General features: G+C 71.7%; 13 protein-coding genes and 2 pseudogenes. 7 read left to right on the top strand and 8 right to left on the bottom strand.

Annotated elements, in window-relative coordinates:
- The first annotated feature begins 505 nt into the window (after positions 1-505).
- Positions 506-2047: an AMP-binding protein gene (locus tag IG62_RS0139385; protein ID WP_030815546.1), complete on the top strand. Its 1542-nt coding sequence runs from the start codon at positions 506-508 to the stop codon at positions 2045-2047.
- 91 nt (positions 2048-2138) lie between these two features.
- Here the strand turns inward: IG62_RS0139385 and IG62_RS0139380 are convergent, their stop codons facing one another.
- Positions 2139-2561: a RidA family protein gene (locus tag IG62_RS0139380; protein WP_030815543.1), complete on the bottom strand. Its 423-nt coding sequence runs from the start codon at positions 2559-2561 to the stop codon at positions 2139-2141.
- Between the two features lie 107 nt (positions 2562-2668).
- Here IG62_RS0139380 and IG62_RS45770 point away from each other — a divergent pair.
- A pseudogene (locus IG62_RS45770) lies at positions 2669-3498 on the top strand (IS5 family transposase).
- A 16-nt stretch (positions 3499-3514) separates the two neighbouring features.
- Here the strand turns inward: IG62_RS45770 and IG62_RS0139365 are convergent.
- On the bottom strand, positions 3515-4507 hold the full coding sequence (locus IG62_RS0139365) for a zinc-dependent alcohol dehydrogenase family protein (protein WP_324604671.1): 993 nt from the start codon (positions 4505-4507) through the stop codon (positions 3515-3517).
- A 175-nt stretch (positions 4508-4682) separates the two neighbouring features.
- Here IG62_RS0139365 and IG62_RS0139360 point away from each other — a divergent pair, with 175 nt between their 5' ends.
- From IG62_RS0139360 to argJ, 5 genes are all read left to right on the top strand, one after another.
- A complete protein-coding gene (locus tag IG62_RS0139360; protein ID WP_030815532.1) occupies positions 4683-5606 on the top strand; it encodes an AraC family transcriptional regulator in 924 nt (307 codons plus the stop codon).
- 202 nt (positions 5607-5808) lie between these two features.
- Complete coding sequence (locus IG62_RS0139355; RefSeq protein WP_030815529.1) at positions 5809-7398, top strand: adenosine deaminase family protein; 1590 nt, start codon at positions 5809-5811, stop codon at positions 7396-7398.
- A 367-nt stretch (positions 7399-7765) separates the two neighbouring features.
- Positions 7766-7942, top strand: a complete 177-nt coding sequence (locus IG62_RS47555; RefSeq protein WP_158795183.1) for a hypothetical protein — start codon at positions 7766-7768, stop codon at positions 7940-7942.
- Positions 7939-9588, top strand: coding sequence for an AMP-binding protein (locus tag IG62_RS0139345; protein ID WP_030815526.1), 1650 nt, complete (start codon positions 7939-7941; stop codon positions 9586-9588). Before IG62_RS47555 ends, IG62_RS0139345 begins: the two co-directional genes overlap by 4 nt.
- Before the next feature lie 95 nt (positions 9589-9683).
- On the top strand, positions 9684-10886 hold the full coding sequence (argJ, locus tag IG62_RS0139340) for a bifunctional glutamate N-acetyltransferase/amino-acid acetyltransferase ArgJ (protein ID WP_030815523.1): 1203 nt from the start codon (positions 9684-9686) through the stop codon (positions 10884-10886).
- A 201-nt stretch (positions 10887-11087) separates the two neighbouring features.
- On the opposite strand, the gene IG62_RS0139335 is transcribed toward argJ, so the two are convergent.
- The 6 genes and pseudogenes from IG62_RS0139335 to IG62_RS46850 all read right to left on the bottom strand — a co-directional run.
- The gene (locus IG62_RS0139335; RefSeq protein ID WP_030815520.1) at positions 11088-11471 is read right to left on the bottom strand and encodes an MmcQ/YjbR family DNA-binding protein; all 384 of its coding nucleotides are present in this window, start codon (positions 11469-11471) and stop codon (positions 11088-11090) included.
- A gap of 53 nt (positions 11472-11524) precedes the next feature.
- Positions 11525-12064, bottom strand: coding sequence for a GNAT family N-acetyltransferase (locus tag IG62_RS0139330; RefSeq protein ID WP_030815518.1), 540 nt, complete (start codon positions 12062-12064; stop codon positions 11525-11527).
- Positions 12065-12230: 166 nt separating this feature from the next.
- Positions 12231-12968: a hypothetical protein gene (locus IG62_RS0139325; RefSeq protein WP_030815515.1), complete on the bottom strand. Its 738-nt coding sequence runs from the start codon at positions 12966-12968 to the stop codon at positions 12231-12233.
- Between the two features lie 536 nt (positions 12969-13504).
- Complete coding sequence (locus IG62_RS0139320) at positions 13505-14962, bottom strand: catalase (protein WP_037840416.1); 1458 nt, start codon at positions 14960-14962, stop codon at positions 13505-13507.
- Positions 14963-15174: 212 nt separating this feature from the next.
- Complete coding sequence (locus IG62_RS0139315; RefSeq protein ID WP_063755432.1) at positions 15175-16383, bottom strand: thiamine pyrophosphate-binding protein; 1209 nt, start codon at positions 16381-16383, stop codon at positions 15175-15177.
- A 5-nt stretch (positions 16384-16388) separates the two neighbouring features.
- Positions 16389-16495, bottom strand: a pseudogene (locus IG62_RS46850) (2-hydroxy-3-oxopropionate reductase); the annotation flags it as partial.

The following is a 16495-nucleotide window of genomic DNA, read 5'->3' as shown; positions in this document are numbered from 1 at the left end:
GTCCCCTCCCGTAAGGGGAAAAGGGGAGGGTGGGTGGGGGTGGGCGTGGGGGAGGTCCCGTAGGGGTGGGTCGAACAGATCCCGTAAGGGTCGCGAGGGCCCCCTGCGGGGCCACAACCGGACACGCGGGGGAGGTATTCCCGCTGACCAGCGAGGGCAGGTGTACGGGGCACAACGCGCGCCCCCACTCACCTACACACTCCCTCAACCGGGAGGGGACGGGCCGGAGGGGCCGGTTGTGTGGACGTAAAGCGTCAGCAGTCCACACAATCGGCCCCGGAGGTCCGTCACCGCACCCACAACAAACCCAGCCCGCCGCAGGCGCAACGGCGAGACGCCCCGCGGCGCCGCAGACAGGTACGTACGGGGCACCGCAAAGCGCAACGGCGAGCGAGCCCCGCGGCGGGACAGACAGCCACGTGGGCGCGCAGCACAGACGTACGTGGCAGGCTCTCAGCTGGCAGATGTGGGTACCCGGTCCATCCGAATACACAGGAGAGCGCACATGCGGACACCGATGACGATCGCGGACTTCCTCGACCGTGCGGAGCTGGGCTTCCGGGGCAGCCCCGGCGTGGTCGACGAGCCGCGGCAGCCCGCCCCGCCGGTGCCCGTGGCGAGCTACGGGCGGTTCGCCGAACGGGTCCGTGCCTGGCAGGCGGGACTGGACGCCCTCGGGGTCGGTGAGGGCGAGCGGGTAGCCGTGGTGAGCCACAACTCCGCGCGCCTGCTGGAGCTGTTGTTCGCGGTGCCGATGAGCGGCCGCATCTGCGTCCCGGTCAACTTCCGCCTCAAGCCGGAAGAGGTTGACTACGTGGTGGCGCAGAGCGGGGCCTCGGTCCTGCTCGTCGACCCGGAGCTCGACGACGGATTGTCCGAGGTCAAGGCGCCTCACCGCTTCGTCCTCGGCGAGCAGACGGAGACCGGGCTGATGCGGTTCGGGGTCGAGCCGCGCCCGTGGTCGCAGCCGGACGAGGACGCCACCGCGACGATCAACTACACGTCGGGTACCACGGCCCGCCCCAAGGGTGTGCAGCTGACCCACCGCAACATCTGGGTCAACGGCATGACCTTCGGGCTGCACACCCGGGTGTGGGAAGGCGACGTATACCTGCATACCCTGCCGATGTTCCACTGCAACGGCTGGGGCATGCCGTACGTGATGGCGGGTCTCGGCGTCAAGCAGGTGGTGCTGCGCAAGGTCGACGGCGCCGAGATCCTGCGGCGCGTCGACGAGCACGGGGTCACCCTCATGTGCGGTGCCCCGGCGGTCTGGAACATGGTGCTCGACGCGGCGGCGACCTGGGAGGGCGAGATCCCGGGCCGCGACCGCGTGCGGATCGTCTGCGCGGGGGCACCGCCGCCGACCAGGACCATCCAGCGCGTGGAGGAGGAACTGGGCTGGGAGTTCACCCAGCTCTACGGCCTGACCGAGACCTCACCGCTGCTCACCTTCAACCGCACCCGGCCGGCCGATGCCGCCCTCCCCGCCGAGGAACGGGCGCGCAAGCTGTCCCGTGCGGGGCTGCCCGCGCTGGGGGTGCAGCTGAAGGTCTCGGAGTCCGGTGAGGTCCTGGCCCGCTCCAACACGGTGCTCGACGGGTACTGGGACAAGCCGGAGGAGACGGCGGAGGCCCTGGAGGGCGGCTGGTTCCACACCGGCGACGGCGGCACCCTCGAGCCCGGCGACGGCCACCTCACCATCTCCGACCGGAAGAAGGACGTGATCATCACCGGCGGTGAGAACGTGTCGTCGATCGAGGTGGAGGACACGATCTTCAGCCACCCGGCGGTCGCCGAGGTCGCCGTCATCGGTGTGCCGCACGAGAAGTGGGGCGAGACGATCAAGGCCCTGGTGGTCCTCGCCGAGGGCGCGACGGCCGACGAGTCCGACATCATCGCCCACTGCAAGCAGCACCTGGCCGGCTACAAGGCCCCGACCTCCGTGGAGTTCCGCGAGTCCATTCCCCGTACGGCCACCGGCAAGATCCAGAAGTTCAAGCTCCGGCAGCCGTATTGGCCGGGGGTCGAGCGAGGGGTGAACTGAGGGACGTACGTTGCTCCTCGCGTGTCCGGGGGCGGCGGGGCGGAGCGGCGGGCCGTACGGCGGCACCGTGCCCCGCCGCCGTGCCGGGCCGTCAGGTGGCGGCCGGCGGGGTCGGCCGTACGGCGATCGCATCGACCTCGAACAGCATGCCGGGCAGCGCGAGAGCTGCGACACCGCTCAGCGTCTGGGCCGGCAGCCGCTCACCGAAGCGCGCGTGCAGCGCCTTGCCGAGGACCTCCAGTTTGTCGGTGTCGTGGTCCACGACGTACGTCCCGAGCCGGACGACGTGGTCGAAGCCGAGCCCGACGCCTTCGAGCGCCAACCCGAGCCGGTCGAAGGCGAGTTCCACCTGGGCGGCGAAGTCACCGGGCACCGGCGAGCCGGTGGCGTCGGACGCGTACTGGCCGGCGACGAAGATGATTTCGCCGGGCGCCGAGGCGGCGTGGCTGTAGCCGAACGGCGTCGGGTCGTGGAGAGCGGCCGGGTTGGTGATCGTGCGCGGATCGTTTGTCATGATCAATGGAACATCACCTGTCACCCCGTCCATTCCCCCGTCCGCGGGCTCGGGGACCGCTAGGGTCTGTCGTCAAAAGATCTTGACTGGTGGATCATGGTCGGGTGATACGTCGCCATGAACTGTCCGATGCCGAATGGGAGTTCGTCCGGCCGTTGCTGCCCGTGTCGTTGCGTGGGCGCAAGCGGCTGGACGACCGCAGGGTCCTCAACGGGATCGTGTGGAAGTTCCGTACAGGCACGGCCTGGCGGGACGTGCCCGAGCGGTATGGGCCGTGGGCCACGCTGCACACCCGTTTTCGCCGGTGGGCGGCGGACGGCACGTTCGAGCGGATGCTCCGCGCCGCCCAGTCCCGGGCCGACGCCGCCGGGGACATCGACTGGCTGGTGTCGGTCGACTCCACGATCGTCCGCGCCCACCAGCATGCCGCCGGCGCCCGAAAAGGGGGCTCCGCAACCCGGCGCTCGGACGCTCCCGAGGCGGCCTGACCAGCAAGATTCACCTGGCCTGCGACGGCGCCGGCCGCCCGCTCGCCTTCACCGTCACAGGCGGCAACACCAACGACTGCACGCAGTTCATCGCCGTGATGGAGGCGATCCGGGTGCCCAGGATGGGGCCGGGGCGGCCCCGGGTGCGGCCCTCGCACGTCCTGGGCGACAAGGGCTACAGCTCCAGGGCGATCCGCAGCTGGCTACGTCGGCGCGGGATCAGCCACACCATTCCCGAGCGAGCCGACCAGGTCCGCAACCGGTTGAACCGCGGCGGCCGTGGTGGACGGCCCCCCGCCTTCGACCGCGACGCCTACAAGCGGCGCAACGTGGTGGAACGATGCTTCAACAAGCTGAAGCAGTGGCGCGGCATCGCCACCCGGTACGACAAGACCACCGAGTCCTACCAAGCAGCAGTCACCCTCGCAGCCCTGCTGATGTGGGCGTGACATTTGACGACAGAACCTAGCGGCGCACCGTCACCACGATCTTGCCGATCTGGCTGTTGGACTCCAGATGGCGGTGCGCCTCGACGATCTCCTCGAAGTCGAAGGTGCGGTCGATGACCGGATCCAGGGTGCCCGCCCGTAGGCCGGCGTCCAGGAAGTGCCAGACCCGGCGCCGCACCTCCGGGTCGCCGGTGACCTGGAGGTTGCCGTAACCGAGGATGCGCAGGGTCCAGTTGAGCGGCAGGGGCGCCGGCCTCGGGTCGAGCCAGCCGTAGACGATCAGCAGCCCGCCCGGTGCGACCGCCCGGGCGACCTCCGCCAGTCCGGGGCCGGACACCGGGTCGAAGACGATCTCGGCCCCGCGCCCGCCGGTGACCTCGGCGACCTGGTCGAGCAGCCCGCCCTCGTCGAGCGCGATCACATGCGCCGCGCCGAGCTGCGCCAGACGCTCCCGCTTCGCCGCGCTGCGGGTGACGGCCACCGGGATCGCGCCGAGGTGACGGGCTATCTGGATCGCCGCCACCCCCACGCTGCTGGAGGCGGCGGTGATCAGCACGGTGTCGCCCGGCCGCAGCCCGCCCTTCTCCACCAGCGCGCCGTAAGCGGTGCTGTACGACAGCCAGAGGGCGGCCCCCGTCGCCGCGTCCGTGCCGCCGGGGCGACGGAGCACGCTGTCGGCCGGCAGGCGCAGGTGGTCGCCATACACGCCGTTGGTGCTCATGTCACCCGCGCCCGCCGTCAGCACCGGGTCGCCCACCGAGAAGCCGGTCACGCCTGCTCCGACTGCCAGCACCTCCCCGGCCGCCTCGTAGCCGATCCGGGACCCCGGCAGGGTGGGCCGGTAGTAGTAGCCGCCGACACGGAACAGGGCCTCCGCCCGGTTGAGGCCGAGTGCGTCCACGCGGAGCAACACCTCGCCCGGGCCGGGCGCACCGAGTTCCACGTCCTCGATCCGCAGCACTTCCGGGCCACCGAGCTCGTCGAACACCACTTGCTGGGCCATCATCATCGTGAATCCGTTTCCGTCATACGTCTGTCATGGGGCATGCGTAAATGACCTGGGAAGGAGGGGATTTCGCCTCCGTCGAGGGGGCGTGGATTCACCGTACGGAGAGCACGTTCGCCGGCCCATGCCACAACGTCTCGCGATCATGTGCAGGCGTCTCCTCGGTACGCTCACCGGCATGGACGTACTCAGCGACGCGATCACCGCGATGCGCACCGGGCGGCCGCACGCCTCCCGCAAGCAGCGGCACGGATCGTGGGGCGTGCGCTTCCCGGCCACGACCGGCGTCGGTTTCCACGCCGTGCTGGAGGGCTCCTGCTGGATGCTGCCCGAGGACGGCAGCCCGCCGCTCCGGCTCACCGCCGGTGACCTCGCGTTCGTCCACGGAGTCGGGCACGGCCTGGCCGACGACCCGGAAACCCCGCTGATCGAGGTCCGCCAGAACCCGGACGGCTCGTGGCCGTCCGGCCCGGACACGCCCGACGACGGGACGCCCCGCACGCTGACGCTCTGCGGTGCCTACCGCCTGAACCGCTCCCGTCCCCACCCGCTGTTGACGTGTCTGCCCGGCGTGGTCCGGCTGCCCACCCACGGCCGGCCGCTGGGCGCGGTACTGGACCTGCTCCGCACCGAGACGGCCCACCCCCGGCCCGGGGCGGAGGCCGCCGTCTGCAACCTGCTCGACACCGCCCTGCTGTACATCCTGCGGGCCTGGTACGAGGAACACGCCAAGGCCACGAACGGCTGGGCGGTGGCCTTGCGCGACCCGTCGATCGGACGGGCGCTGAGCGCGATCCACCACGATCCGGCCCACCTCTGGACCGTGGAGGAACTGGGCGCGGTGGCGGGCCTGTCCCGGGCGGCCTTCGCGAAACGCTTCACCGCTCTCGTCGGCGAGCCGCCGCTCGGCTATCTGACGTGGTGGCGGCTGACCCTGGCCGGCCGTCTGCTGCGCGAAGGGGACCAGCCGCTCCGCGTCATCGCCCAACGGACCGGCTACACCTCGGAGTTCGCGTTCGCCAAGGCCTTCAAACGGGAGTACGGCACCGCCCCGGGCCGGTACCGGGCGGAGCCGGGGGTTCTCCTCGGCACCGCCGGCTGAGCACTCGACCGCACCACCGACGGCCGGTCCCTGGGAACCGGCTCACCCCGGACGGCCGCCACCTTGATGTCCTCCCGCGGCCACTTGCGCCTCAGGCGCCACGCGTGCGGTTCCCGTCCGGGGTAACTTGCCGAAAAGGGGCTTCGCGCGGCCTCGTCGAGCCTTCACGATGGCGCTCGTGAATGGTGATCGCCCTCGTGCCATGGACCGTCGCCGGGCTCTTCGGGCCGGTCTGGCCACCCTCAGCCTGCTGACGCTCCTGTCCGCCCTGCCCGCCGCCGCCCAGCCGGCCAACTCCCGTACACAGTCGGCGCCTTCCGCACGTCCGCGTTCCGCGGCCGAAGCGCGCACCGCCACCTATCTGGAGTCCATCCGCCAGGAGCCGACCCGGCTCCGCGATTTCTTCCGGCGCCTGCCCAAGGGCGGTGATCTGCACAACCACCTGTCCGGCGCCGTCCCCACCGAGTACCTGATCGAACTCGCCGCCGAGGACGGACTGTGCATCGACGAGAAGACGATGACCGCGGTCGTGCCGCCGTGCGGTCCGGGGAAGCGACCGGCTGCGGACGCCCGGACCGACCGGGCGTTCCATGACGCGCTGGTGCGCGCCTGGTCCATGCAGGACTTCCCGCCGGGCCGGTCGGGGCACGACCACTTCTTCGACGCCTTCGGGAAGTTCGGGGAGGTGACCTGGCGTCACCGCGGCAAGCTGCTGTCGAGGGTCGCCGACGACATCGTCGCCCAGAACCAGTTCTACCTGGAAACGCTGGTCACCCCCGCCTCCGAGGAGGCCAAGCACCTTGCCGACCAGGTCGGTTGGCAGGGTGACCTCGGCCGTATGCACCAGGCGCTGGTCGCCGACGGCAAGCTGGACCGCCTGGTGGCCACCGCCCGCAAGGAGGCCGACGCCGCGGACGCCGAGTTCCGTACCACCTCGCACTGCGGCACCTCCCGTCCCGCACCCGGCTGCCGCCTGACCGTGCGCTGGAACGCCCAGGTGTCCCGGGGCAGCAGCCCCGAGCGGGTGTTCACGCAGATGGAGCTCGGTATGCGGCTGGCCGAGCGGGACCCGCGGTTCACCGCCGTCAACCTGGTGGCACCCGAGGACTGGGACAGCTCGCTGCGCAACTACACCAGCCAGATGCGGATGCTCGACTTCCTGCGCCACAGGTATCCGCGCGCCCACCTCACCCTGCACGCCGGCGAGCTGTGGCCGGGCCTGGTCAAACCGGAAGACCTGAGGTTCCACATCCACCAGGCCGTCACCCTCGCCCACGCCGAGCGCATCGGCCACGGTGTCGACCTGGTCCACGAGGACAACTGGCAGGAGCTGGCGAGGACCATGGCCACCCGCCAGGTGGCCGTCGAGGTCCCCTTCACCAGCAACGCCCAGATCCTCGGCGTCAAGGGCGCCGAGCACCCCTTCGCGACCTACCGCGCGTACGGGGTGCCGATCGTGCTGGCCACCGACGACCCCGGCATCTCCCGGATCGACATCTCCCACGAGTACCGGTACGCGTCCACGACGTACCACCTCGGCTACGGCGACCTGAAGGACCTGGCCCGGGCCTCACTGCAGTACGCCTTCCTGCCCGGCCGCAGCCTGTGGCGGGGCAACCCGACGCGGGACGGCTACCGGCCCGTCGACGCCTGCCGTGGCCGGCTCCCCGGCACCGGATCGCCCGGTCCCGCCTGCCGGCAGCTGCTCGCGTCCAGTCCCAGGGCGGCCGTCCAGTGGCGGCAGGAAGCCGCCTTCGCCGCCTTCGAGCGGCGCTTCACCACCCACCGCTGAACCGCTCCCTCTCCCGGCCTCGGCGCACCCGCCCCCAGCGGGAACGCCGAGGCCGTCCGCTGAGGCAACCCGGACAGGCTCGAACTTTTCTTCGCGGGGCGAACGGATGGGTGGTTGTGGCCCCGTCCGGGCACGTCGGACGCCATCCTGTACACGGCGCGCATCGGGTGTCCTTGGAGCGGCTCGTCCCCTCCGGCGGGCAACCTTGCGGGTGTCATGGCAGCGATGGCCGATGTCGGGCTTCTGGGAGCAGCTGATGAACGCAGTGGTGAAGGCGCCGGGGGAGGCGCCGCCGAAGGGTGGAGTGATGCCGTCGCCCCTTGAGTCACGGGGACGCATCGGTCCCCGGCCGAAAAGTTCGGCGACCATGAAGACGATCACCGAGCGCACCCCCGAAGTCCCGGCCCCTTACCCGCGCATCCGGCGTCCTGAGGTCGCCGTCCTGCCGAAGACCGTCCCCGGCACCCTCAGCCGCAGTGAACCGCCCGCGCGCACCGCGCCGGGCGGCGGTGGTGCCGCGTACTGGGAGGAGAACCACCGATGAGCCCGTCGCACCAGGAGCTGTCGTACGCCAGCGGGGCCGCCGAGCGGCCGCTGCTCGGGCACACCATCGGCGCCGACCTGGCCCGCACCATCGCCCGGTGCGGTGACCGTGAGGCGCTGGTCGAGAGGGCCAGCGGCCGCCGCTGGACCTATGCCGAACTCGGCCGGGCCGTCGACGAGGTGGCGCTCGGTCTGCTCGCCAAGGGGGTCGGCAAGGGCGACCGGGTCGGCATCTGGGCGCCCAACTGCGCCGAATGGGTGCTCGTCCAGTACGCCACCGCCAAGATCGGCGCCATCCTCGTGAATGTCAACCCGGCCTACCGGGTGCACGAGTTGGCGTACGTCCTCCAGCAGGCCGGCATCACCGTCCTGGTCTCGGTGCCGCGGCACCGGACGAGCGACTACCGCCGGATGATCGAGCAGGTCCGCGCCGAGAGCCCGGCGCTGCGCGATGTGGTCTACATCGGTGACCCCACCTGGGGCGGGCTGCTGGCCGCCGGCGCCGGGGTCCCGCACACCCGGCTCGCCGAGTGTGAGAAGGCGCTGACCGCGGACGACCCGGTCAACATCCAGTACACCTCGGGCACCACCGGCTTCCCCAAGGGCGCCACCCTCTCGCACCACAACATCCTCAACAACGGCTACTGGGTGGCCGAGACGCTCGGCTACACCGAAGCGGACCGGGTCTGTCTGCCGGTGCCCTTCTACCACTGCTTCGGCATGGTCATGGGCAACCTCGGCATCACCTCGCACGGCGGCTGCATCGTCATCCCGGCCCCCGCCTTCGACGCCGGCGCCACCCTGCAGGCCGTCCAGGACGAGCGCTGCACCTCGCTCTACGGCGTGCCCACCATGTTCATCGCCGAGCTCAACCACCCGGACTTCGCCGATTTCGACCTGACCTCCCTCCGCACCGGCATCATGGCGGGCTCGCCCTGCCCCGAGGAGGTCATGAAGCGGGTGGTCACCGAGATGCACATGGCCGAGGTCGCCATCTGCTACGGCATGACCGAGACCTCACCGGTCTCCACCCAGACCCGCCGCGACGACGACCTGGAGCACCGCACCGCGACGGTGGGGCGGGTGCTGCCGCACATCGAGGTCAAGGTCGTCGACCCGGCGAGCGGGGTGACCGTGCCGCGCGGCACCCCGGGCGAGCTGTGCACCCGCGGCTACAGCGTGATGCTCGGCTACTGGGAGGAGCCCGAGCGCACCGCCGAGGTCATCGACCCGGCCCGCTGGATGCACACCGGCGACCTCGCGGTGATGAACGACGACGGCTACGTCCGGATCGTCGGCCGCATCAAGGACATGATCATCAGGGGTGGGGAGAACGTCTACCCGCGGGAGATCGAGGAGTTCCTCTACACCCACCCCAAGATCGCCGATGTCCAGGTGGTCGGCGTCCCCGACGACAAGTACGGCGAGGAGATCGCCGCCTGCGTCATCCTCCGCGACCCCCAGGACCCGCTCACCCGCGACGAGTTGGCCCGCTACTGCCGCTCCCGCCTCGCCCACTACAAGGTGCCGCGCTACCTGGAGATTCTCGATGCCTTCCCGATGACCGTCAGCGGCAAGGTCCGCAAGGTCGAGCTGCGCGAACGGCTGGCGGAGGGGGTGGGGAAGGCGGGGAAGGTGGCGCCCTGACCGGTTCTCCGTGGTGAGGCGCCGGCCCGGGTGGGGGCGTCCAGGGCTCCGCAAATCACTGGACGCCCCCGCGCCGCGACGTAAAGATATGCTTCATGACGCATATCAATGCAGCACCGTCCGGCGTTGAGGCCGGCTCCCTCTCCTGGCCGACCGGATTCCGCGCCTACACCGGCCACGGCGGGCTGCGGGACCAGGGCGATGACATCTCGGTCGTCGCCTCGGACCGCCCGGCGGTCAGCGCCGCCATGTTCACCCGCAGCCTCTTCGCCGGCCCCGCCGTCGTGCTCAGCCGCGCGCACGCCGCCGGGCGGGACCTGCGTGCCGTCACCACGCTGGCGCAGAACGCGAACGTCGCCACCGGGCGCCAGGGCGAGGCCAACGCCGCCGAAGTCGTCGGCCGGGTCGCCGCCCTGCTGGGCATCGACGACCGCCAGGTGCTCATCGGGTCCACCGGAGTCATCGGGCGGCCACTGCCGATGGACACGATCCGCGCCCACTTCGACGGCGCGGCCGGACTCGGCCCCGGAGCCTTCGGGGCCGGGCCGCTGGACGTGGCCCGCGCCATGATGACCACCGACACCCGCCCGAAGACCGCCGTCCGTACGGTCGGCGCCGCACGGATCGTCGGTGTCGCCAAGGGCGTCGGCATGCTGGAGCCGAACATGGCCACGATGCTGGCCTACCTCTTCACCGACGCCGATCTGCCGGCGGACGACCTGGACACGGCGCTGCGCACGGCAGTCGACCGGACCTTCCACTGCCTGAGCGTCGACACGGACACCTCCACCTCCGACACCGTCGCGGTCCTCGCCAACGGCGCGGCCGGGCCGGTCGACACGGCGGAGTTCACCGCGGCGCTCACCGACCTGTGCCTGGACCTCACCCGGCAGCTCGCCAGCGACGGGGAGGGCGCGACCAAGCTCCTGCGCGTCACGGTCGGCCGGGCGCGGGACGAGGCCCAGGCCCGGCGCATCGCCAAGAGCGTGGTGAACTCACCCCTGGTCAAGACGGCCGTACACGGAGCCGATCCCAACTGGGGCCGGGTGGTGATGGCCATCGGCAAGAACACCGAAGACCGCGACATCACCCCGGACCGCGTCACGGTCGCGTTCGGCGGCATCGAGGTGTATCCCGAGGAGCCCACACCGCAGACCCTCGACGCGCTCACCGACGCCATGCGGCAGCCCGAGGTCTCGATCACCATCACCCTCGGCCTCGGAACCGCCGAAGCGACCGTCTACGGCTGCGACCTGTCCGCCGGCTACGTCCGGGTCAACGCGGACTACACCACCTGAACGACTGCACCATCTGAACGACTGCACCACCTGAACGGGGACCGGCCTTCCGATGGGTCAGCCGTGGGGAACGTATCCCAGGCTGACCGGGGGAGGGGCCGGGGTCGGAGCGGGGTCCGTGGCGCGGCCGGCGAGGTCGCGCCACGGCGTGAGGAGTTCGGGGAGCTGCGGCGGCACCTGGCGGGCTCGCCCGTGGGGCGGTCAGCGGCGCCGCGGCTCGCCGGGCCAGTCGAGCAGCAGCCGTTGGGCCCGCGGCAGCGAGGCGACCACCAGGTCGTAGGAGTCCTCGATCATGTCGCGGACGAGTTGATCGGGCAGCGCCCCGGCGAGGGAAACGGTGTTCCAGTGCCGCTTGTTGAGGTGGTAGCCGGGCACCACTTCCGGGTGGGCCGCCCGTAGCCGCTCGGCCAGCTCCGGGTCGCACTTGAGGCTCACGCTGAGCGGTGCGTCGGTGAGCGTCGTCAGCGCGAAGATCTTGCCGCCGACCTTGAAGGTGCAGACGTCCTGGTGGCGCGGGAAGGGGAATTCCTCGGTCGCGCCGTTGAAGGCCAGGCAGTAGTCCCGGAGCGCATTCGCGTCGATCATGTCCTCATTATGGGCGGGTGAGGTTCGTGACCGTTCCGGTTCCTGACGTGCCGTCAGTCGCGCCCGTGGCGGCCGGCCGGCCGCATGCTCGGCTCGCGGCGCATGCACACCCGCGGCCAGCGGTCCAGGCCCAGCGCCGCTTCGTGCGCCCGTACCGCCCTGAGCCCGGGGGTCAGTTCGGCGTCGGTGAGCGCCCGGAAGCCGAGGCGGGCGTAGTACGGCGCGTTCCACGGCACCTCGACGAAGGTGGTCAGGGTCAGCGGCACCGGGCCGCCCTCGCGCTCCGCCCGGTCGATGAGGGCCCGCCCGATGCCCCGGCGAGCGTGGTCCGGGTGCACCGACACCTGCTCGATGTGGGTGCAGCCGTCGACCGGCTCCCAAAGGAGATAGCCGATCGGCCGGCCGCCCCGCCCGGGCCCCTCGTACGCGGCCAGGGCCCGGCCCGCCCGCTGGAATCGCGTCAGCTCGGTCAGCGAGGGCGGTTCGTCGTCCGCGATCGGGGCCATGCCCAGGTGGCGGAAGGACTCGCCGGCGGTGCGTTCCAGGGCACGCAGCAAGGGGAGTTCGGCGGGCGAGGGGGCAGAGATGATCACTCCGCCAGTGTCGTCGGTTCCGAGGCGTCGGGCGAACGGGTTTCCGCGGCCCGCGGCCCGCGGGATGGGCGCGTCGAGGAGCGCGCCGCGGCTCAACGGCCTGATCGCCGAACGCATCGGCGGCTCGCCGGCGGTGGCGTGGACGGCGGGCTCACGGGCGGCGGGCTCACGGTTGCGCCGCGCCGTACCTGATCAGCTCGTCGGCCGGGTCGTTGACCGGCTGCGGGGTGCCCGTGAGGTCCATGACGAACAGCGGTATGTGCAGTTCGTCGGCGCGGTTCCGGGCGTCCCTGGCGTAGCCGGCGAGCGAGAAGAAGACCGCGATGGCCGAGTCGTTGAGGCCGTTGAGCCAGACGCACTCGATCTCGCGGAGCTGGGTGGCGCGGGTGGTCGGGTCGACCTGGGCCACCACGCCGGTGCCCCGCAGGTCCACACCGGCGGCGGTGCGTTCCTGGGCCCGGGCGACGTCGGCGTAACCCAGCCACTTCAGATACTGCTGGGCGGCGGTGACGCAGTCACGGGCGGTACGGATCGTCACCGGGCGGAAGGCCGGCCGGAGGACCGCGCGCCGGGGCTCGGCGACGGGTGGTGCCTCGGCGGCCGGCCGCGCGGGCGAGGGGAAGTTCGGCGGGGGCGGGGTGGGCGCCGGGACGACCGGGACCCGGACCACCGTGCCGCACACGCAGCCGGACTCCGGTGCCGGCCATTCGTCGTGCCGGCCGCACACGTCGCAGCGCACCTCCACCCAGGACGCCTGCCAGGTGCGGTGGACTATCTCGACCGGCACCCCGCCGCGCAGCACGGGCATCGTCAGCGGGGCACCGCATGCGCACGGGAAGGTGGGCGGGGTGAAAGCGTTCTCGCGGCGGCACGTGGGGCACCGCACCGGCACGCTGTCGGCCATGGTCGGCTCCTGGCGGTAGGGCGGCAGGCAGTCGGGTTCTGCTGCTGTCCCATAGTCTCCGTAAACAAGGGTGCCGTGGGGGGAATTACGGCGAGAGGGCGCGGGACGGGAAGATTCCGCGGCGGAAACCACGGCGCACGCGGCGCGCACGGCGGCGCACGGCGGCGTACACAACGGAGCCGGTCGGCGGGGCGTCAGGAGCGAGCCCGACAGGGGCAGGGCCCTGGCATGACACAAGGCCCGGGATCCGTGACCGTACGGATGCCGGGCCCTGTGTGGTGGTTCCCGTCCGACAGCGCGAGAGTTGGGCGCGACAGGACATCGCACCGCCGGACGGAGTCTGGGGGAGGGGTGGGGAAGAGGGAGCAGGCGGGCTCCGCGGCGCGGGGAGGTGGCTCGCCCTTTCCTGTCGGGCGAGCACTGCCACCGCACTGGGCTCCCCGGTGAACCGCGGAGCTCGCACTACCTCTCCGTACCGGCCGACCACCCCTCAACGGGCCGGCCGGTACGGAGTGCGCAAGGAGACTGACCTCCCGTCAGTCCTCGCGCAGCTCGCGGACCCTGGCCTCGACGCGCTTGCCGTAATCCTGGTCGGCGGCGTGGAAGTGGGCGAGGTTCTTCTCGATCACGTCGTCGCGGCTGACCTGGGAGAGCCCGCCGGCGATGTTGTCCACCAGGCGCTTCTTCTCGTCCTCGGACATCAGGCGGTAGAGCTCGCCGGCCTGGAAGAAGTGGTCGTCCTTGGTGTGCAGCGGCGCCTCGTGGGTGCCGGTGTGGCCGGCGACGGCGAGCGGGGCGGAGAGCGCCTCGTTCGTCTGCACCGGGCCGCCGTAGGAGTTCGGCTCGTAGTTCTTGGCGTGCCGGTCGTAGGCGTTGGTCGCCATGAAGCCGTCCCGGCCGTAGTTGTTGGCCTTCGCCGCCTTGGGGGCGTTCACCGGCAGCTGGGTGTGGTTGACGCCCAGGCGGTAGCGGTGCGCGTCGGCGTAGGCGAACAGCCGGCCCTGGAGCATCTTGTCCGGGGACGGGCCGATGCCGGGCACGAAGTTGTTCGGCGAGAAGGCGGCCTGCTCGACCTCGGCGAAGACGTTGTCGGGGTTGCGGTCCAGGACCAGCCGGCCGACCCGCTGCAGCGGGTAGTCCGCGTGCGGCCACACCTTCGTCAGGTCGAACGGGTTGAAGCGGTAGTCGGCCGCCTCGGCCGTCGGCATGATCTGCACGTAGAGGGTCCAGGAGGGGTACACGCCCCGCTCGATGGACTGCAGCAGGTCGGTCTGGTGGCTGTTGGGGTCCTTGCCGGCCAGCTCGGCGCCCTGCTCGCTGCTCAGGCAGCGGATGCCCTGGTTGGTCTTGAAGTGGTACTTGACGAAGAAGGCCTCGCCGTCGGCGTTCGTCCACTGGTAGGTGTGCGAGCCGTAGCCGTTCATGTGGCGGTAGGAGGCCGGGATGCCGCGGTCGCCCATGAGCCAGGTGATCTGGTGGGTGGCCTCTGGGGCGTGTGCCCAGAAGTCCCAGACGTTGTCCGGCTCCTGCTTGCCCGTGAAGGGGTCGCGCTTCTGCGAGTGGATGAAGTCGGGGAACTTGATCGGGTCCTTGATGAAGAACACCGGGGTGTTGTTGCCGACGAGGTCGTAGTTACCCTCCTCGGTGTAGAACTTCAGGGCGAAGCCGCGCGGGTCGCGGGCCGCGTCCGGGCCGCCGAGGCTGTCGGCGACGGTCGAGAAGCGGAGGAACGTCTCGGTCCGCTTGCCGACGGTGTTCAGGAAGGCGGCCCGGGTGAAGGCCGTGACGTCGTCGGTCACCTCGAAGTAGCCGTACGCGCCGGACCCGCGGGCGTGCACCACGCGCTCCGGGATGCGCTCGCGGTTGAAGCGGGCGAGCTTCTCCAGCAGGTGCTGGTCCTGGAGGATGATCGGGCCGCCGACGCCGGCGGTGGCGGAGTTCTGGTTGTCGGCGACGGGGGCGCCAGCCTCCGTAGTGAGAAAGCGCGCCGTCAGCGTGGGCTTCGACATGGTGACCTTCCGTACGAGAGCGCGGAAGTTGACTTCCGCATGTCGGAGCGTAAGAAGAGCTCCGACCAAACGTCAACAGTTTGTTGAAACAAACCTGGGTGGGTATTCCGGGCGGCGGCCGCGCCTGGGCGCGACAGGACAGGTGTCAGCGCGGCCACCGCCCGGAAGTTCGGGGGGCCGGGCCCTCGGCGGGTGCCTTAAGGCCCGTGGGTGTACTCGTGCACCGGCTCGACGGCCGGGCCGACGGGAAGGCGTACCGGGGGACCGGTCCGGACGTCGACCAGGACCGGCCGCCGGGTGGAGACGGCCTCCTTGCGGGCCCACTCGACCGCCGTGCGCAGCTCCGCCGGATCGACGACGTCCCGGCCCGCGCAGCCGTACGCCTCGGCGAGCCTCACGGGGTCCGCGAAGTCCTCGCCGGCCCGGTCCGGGGTGTGCAGGAGCAGCACCATCGGGGCGTCGAAGCGTGCCGCGGCGGCCAGTTCCCCGGACAGGGACGGGAACCCGTCACCGTCGAGGACCACGACGACCTCGGCGTCCCGCTCGCCCCGGCCGTCCAGGGCCTTGCGGACCCCGATCGCGGCCGGAACCTCCCAGCCGGGCGGACCGCTGCGGCCGTAGAGGTGCCGCAACCGGGGGCCGCCCGGACCGACCCCGGACGGTGCCTCCAGGGCGCCGCTGACCAGGTACGTGTCGGACGCGGTGGCCGGGTCGTGGCCGGCCCCGAAGACCTCGCCGAGTTCCGTCAGGAACCAGGGCGGCGCCCCGCGGACGGTACCGGCATCGGCCTGCCGACCCCGGTCCGCCGTCAGGCCCGCGGGCGCCGCCGCCCTGGTCGGCGGGACGGACCACCGGCCGCCACCGGTGGCCCGCCCCGCGTCGGATGCAATCTCCGCCACTGCCAGATCGGCCGGGACGTCGATCAGCACCGGGCCGGGACGGCCCTCCCGCGCGATCCGGAAGGCCTCACGGAAAGCCCCCGGGATGCGCGCGGGATCCTCGATCCGCTCGGCCCGCTTGGTGACCGGAGCGGCCAGCCGGACCAGGTCCGGCGGACGGTGGGCCGCCCGGCGCGGCGGCCCGGCGGCGGTCGGCCGGCCGGTGAGGCACACCAGCGGGACCGCGTCCTCGGCCGCCGCGCACAGACCGGCGACCAGCCGGGCCGCTCCCGGCCCCGCGGCCACCGCGACGACCCCGGCCCGGCCGTTCGTCCGGGCCCAGCCGTCGGCCATGTGCACGGCGGCCTCGGCATGGCGCACCGGCAGGTGGGCGATACCGCCGGCCTCCGCCATCGCCGCGTACAGCGGGAGCAGCGGGCCGCCGGGGCAGCCGAAGACGAGGTCGACGCCCTCGTCCCGCAGGGTCTGCACGGCCGCCTGTACGGCGGGGATCCGCTGCGCCGCCATGGACGTCAGGCCCCGGTGGGGTGTCCGGAGAGGCGTTCGACGCCGCGGAGGAGGGCGGAGTGGTCCAGGCCGCCGTCGCCTTGGGCGCGCAGGGAGGCGACGAGTTGGGCGA

Source organism: Streptomyces sp. NRRL S-337 (assembly GCF_000720175.1).
GTDB classification, from domain to species: domain Bacteria; phylum Actinomycetota; class Actinomycetes; order Streptomycetales; family Streptomycetaceae; genus Streptomyces; species Streptomyces siderophoricus.
This window is presented reverse-complemented; position numbering and strand designations above follow the sequence as displayed.

Coding starts and splice junctions, on each gene's coding strand:
- IG62_RS0139385 (WP_030815546.1), top strand. CDS start 506: ATGCGGACACCGATGACGATCGCGGACTTCCTCGACCGTGCGGAGCTG.
- IG62_RS0139380 (WP_030815543.1), bottom strand. CDS start 2,561: ATGACAAACGATCCGCGCACGATCACCAACCCGGCCGCTCTCCACGAC.
- IG62_RS0139365 (WP_324604671.1), bottom strand. CDS start 4,507: ATGATGATGGCCCAGCAAGTGGTGTTCGACGAGCTCGGTGGCCCGGAA.
- IG62_RS0139360 (WP_030815532.1), top strand. CDS start 4,683: ATGGACGTACTCAGCGACGCGATCACCGCGATGCGCACCGGGCGGCCG.
- IG62_RS0139355 (WP_030815529.1), top strand. CDS start 5,809: ATGGACCGTCGCCGGGCTCTTCGGGCCGGTCTGGCCACCCTCAGCCTG.
- IG62_RS47555 (WP_158795183.1), top strand. CDS start 7,766: ATGAAGACGATCACCGAGCGCACCCCCGAAGTCCCGGCCCCTTACCCG.
- IG62_RS0139345 (WP_030815526.1), top strand. CDS start 7,939: ATGAGCCCGTCGCACCAGGAGCTGTCGTACGCCAGCGGGGCCGCCGAG.
- argJ (WP_030815523.1), top strand. CDS start 9,684: ATGACGCATATCAATGCAGCACCGTCCGGCGTTGAGGCCGGCTCCCTC.
- IG62_RS0139335 (WP_030815520.1), bottom strand. CDS start 11,471: ATGATCGACGCGAATGCGCTCCGGGACTACTGCCTGGCCTTCAACGGC.
- IG62_RS0139325 (WP_030815515.1), bottom strand. CDS start 12,968: ATGGCCGACAGCGTGCCGGTGCGGTGCCCCACGTGCCGCCGCGAGAAC.
- IG62_RS0139315 (WP_063755432.1), bottom strand. CDS start 16,383: ATGGCGGCGCAGCGGATCCCCGCCGTACAGGCGGCCGTGCAGACCCTG.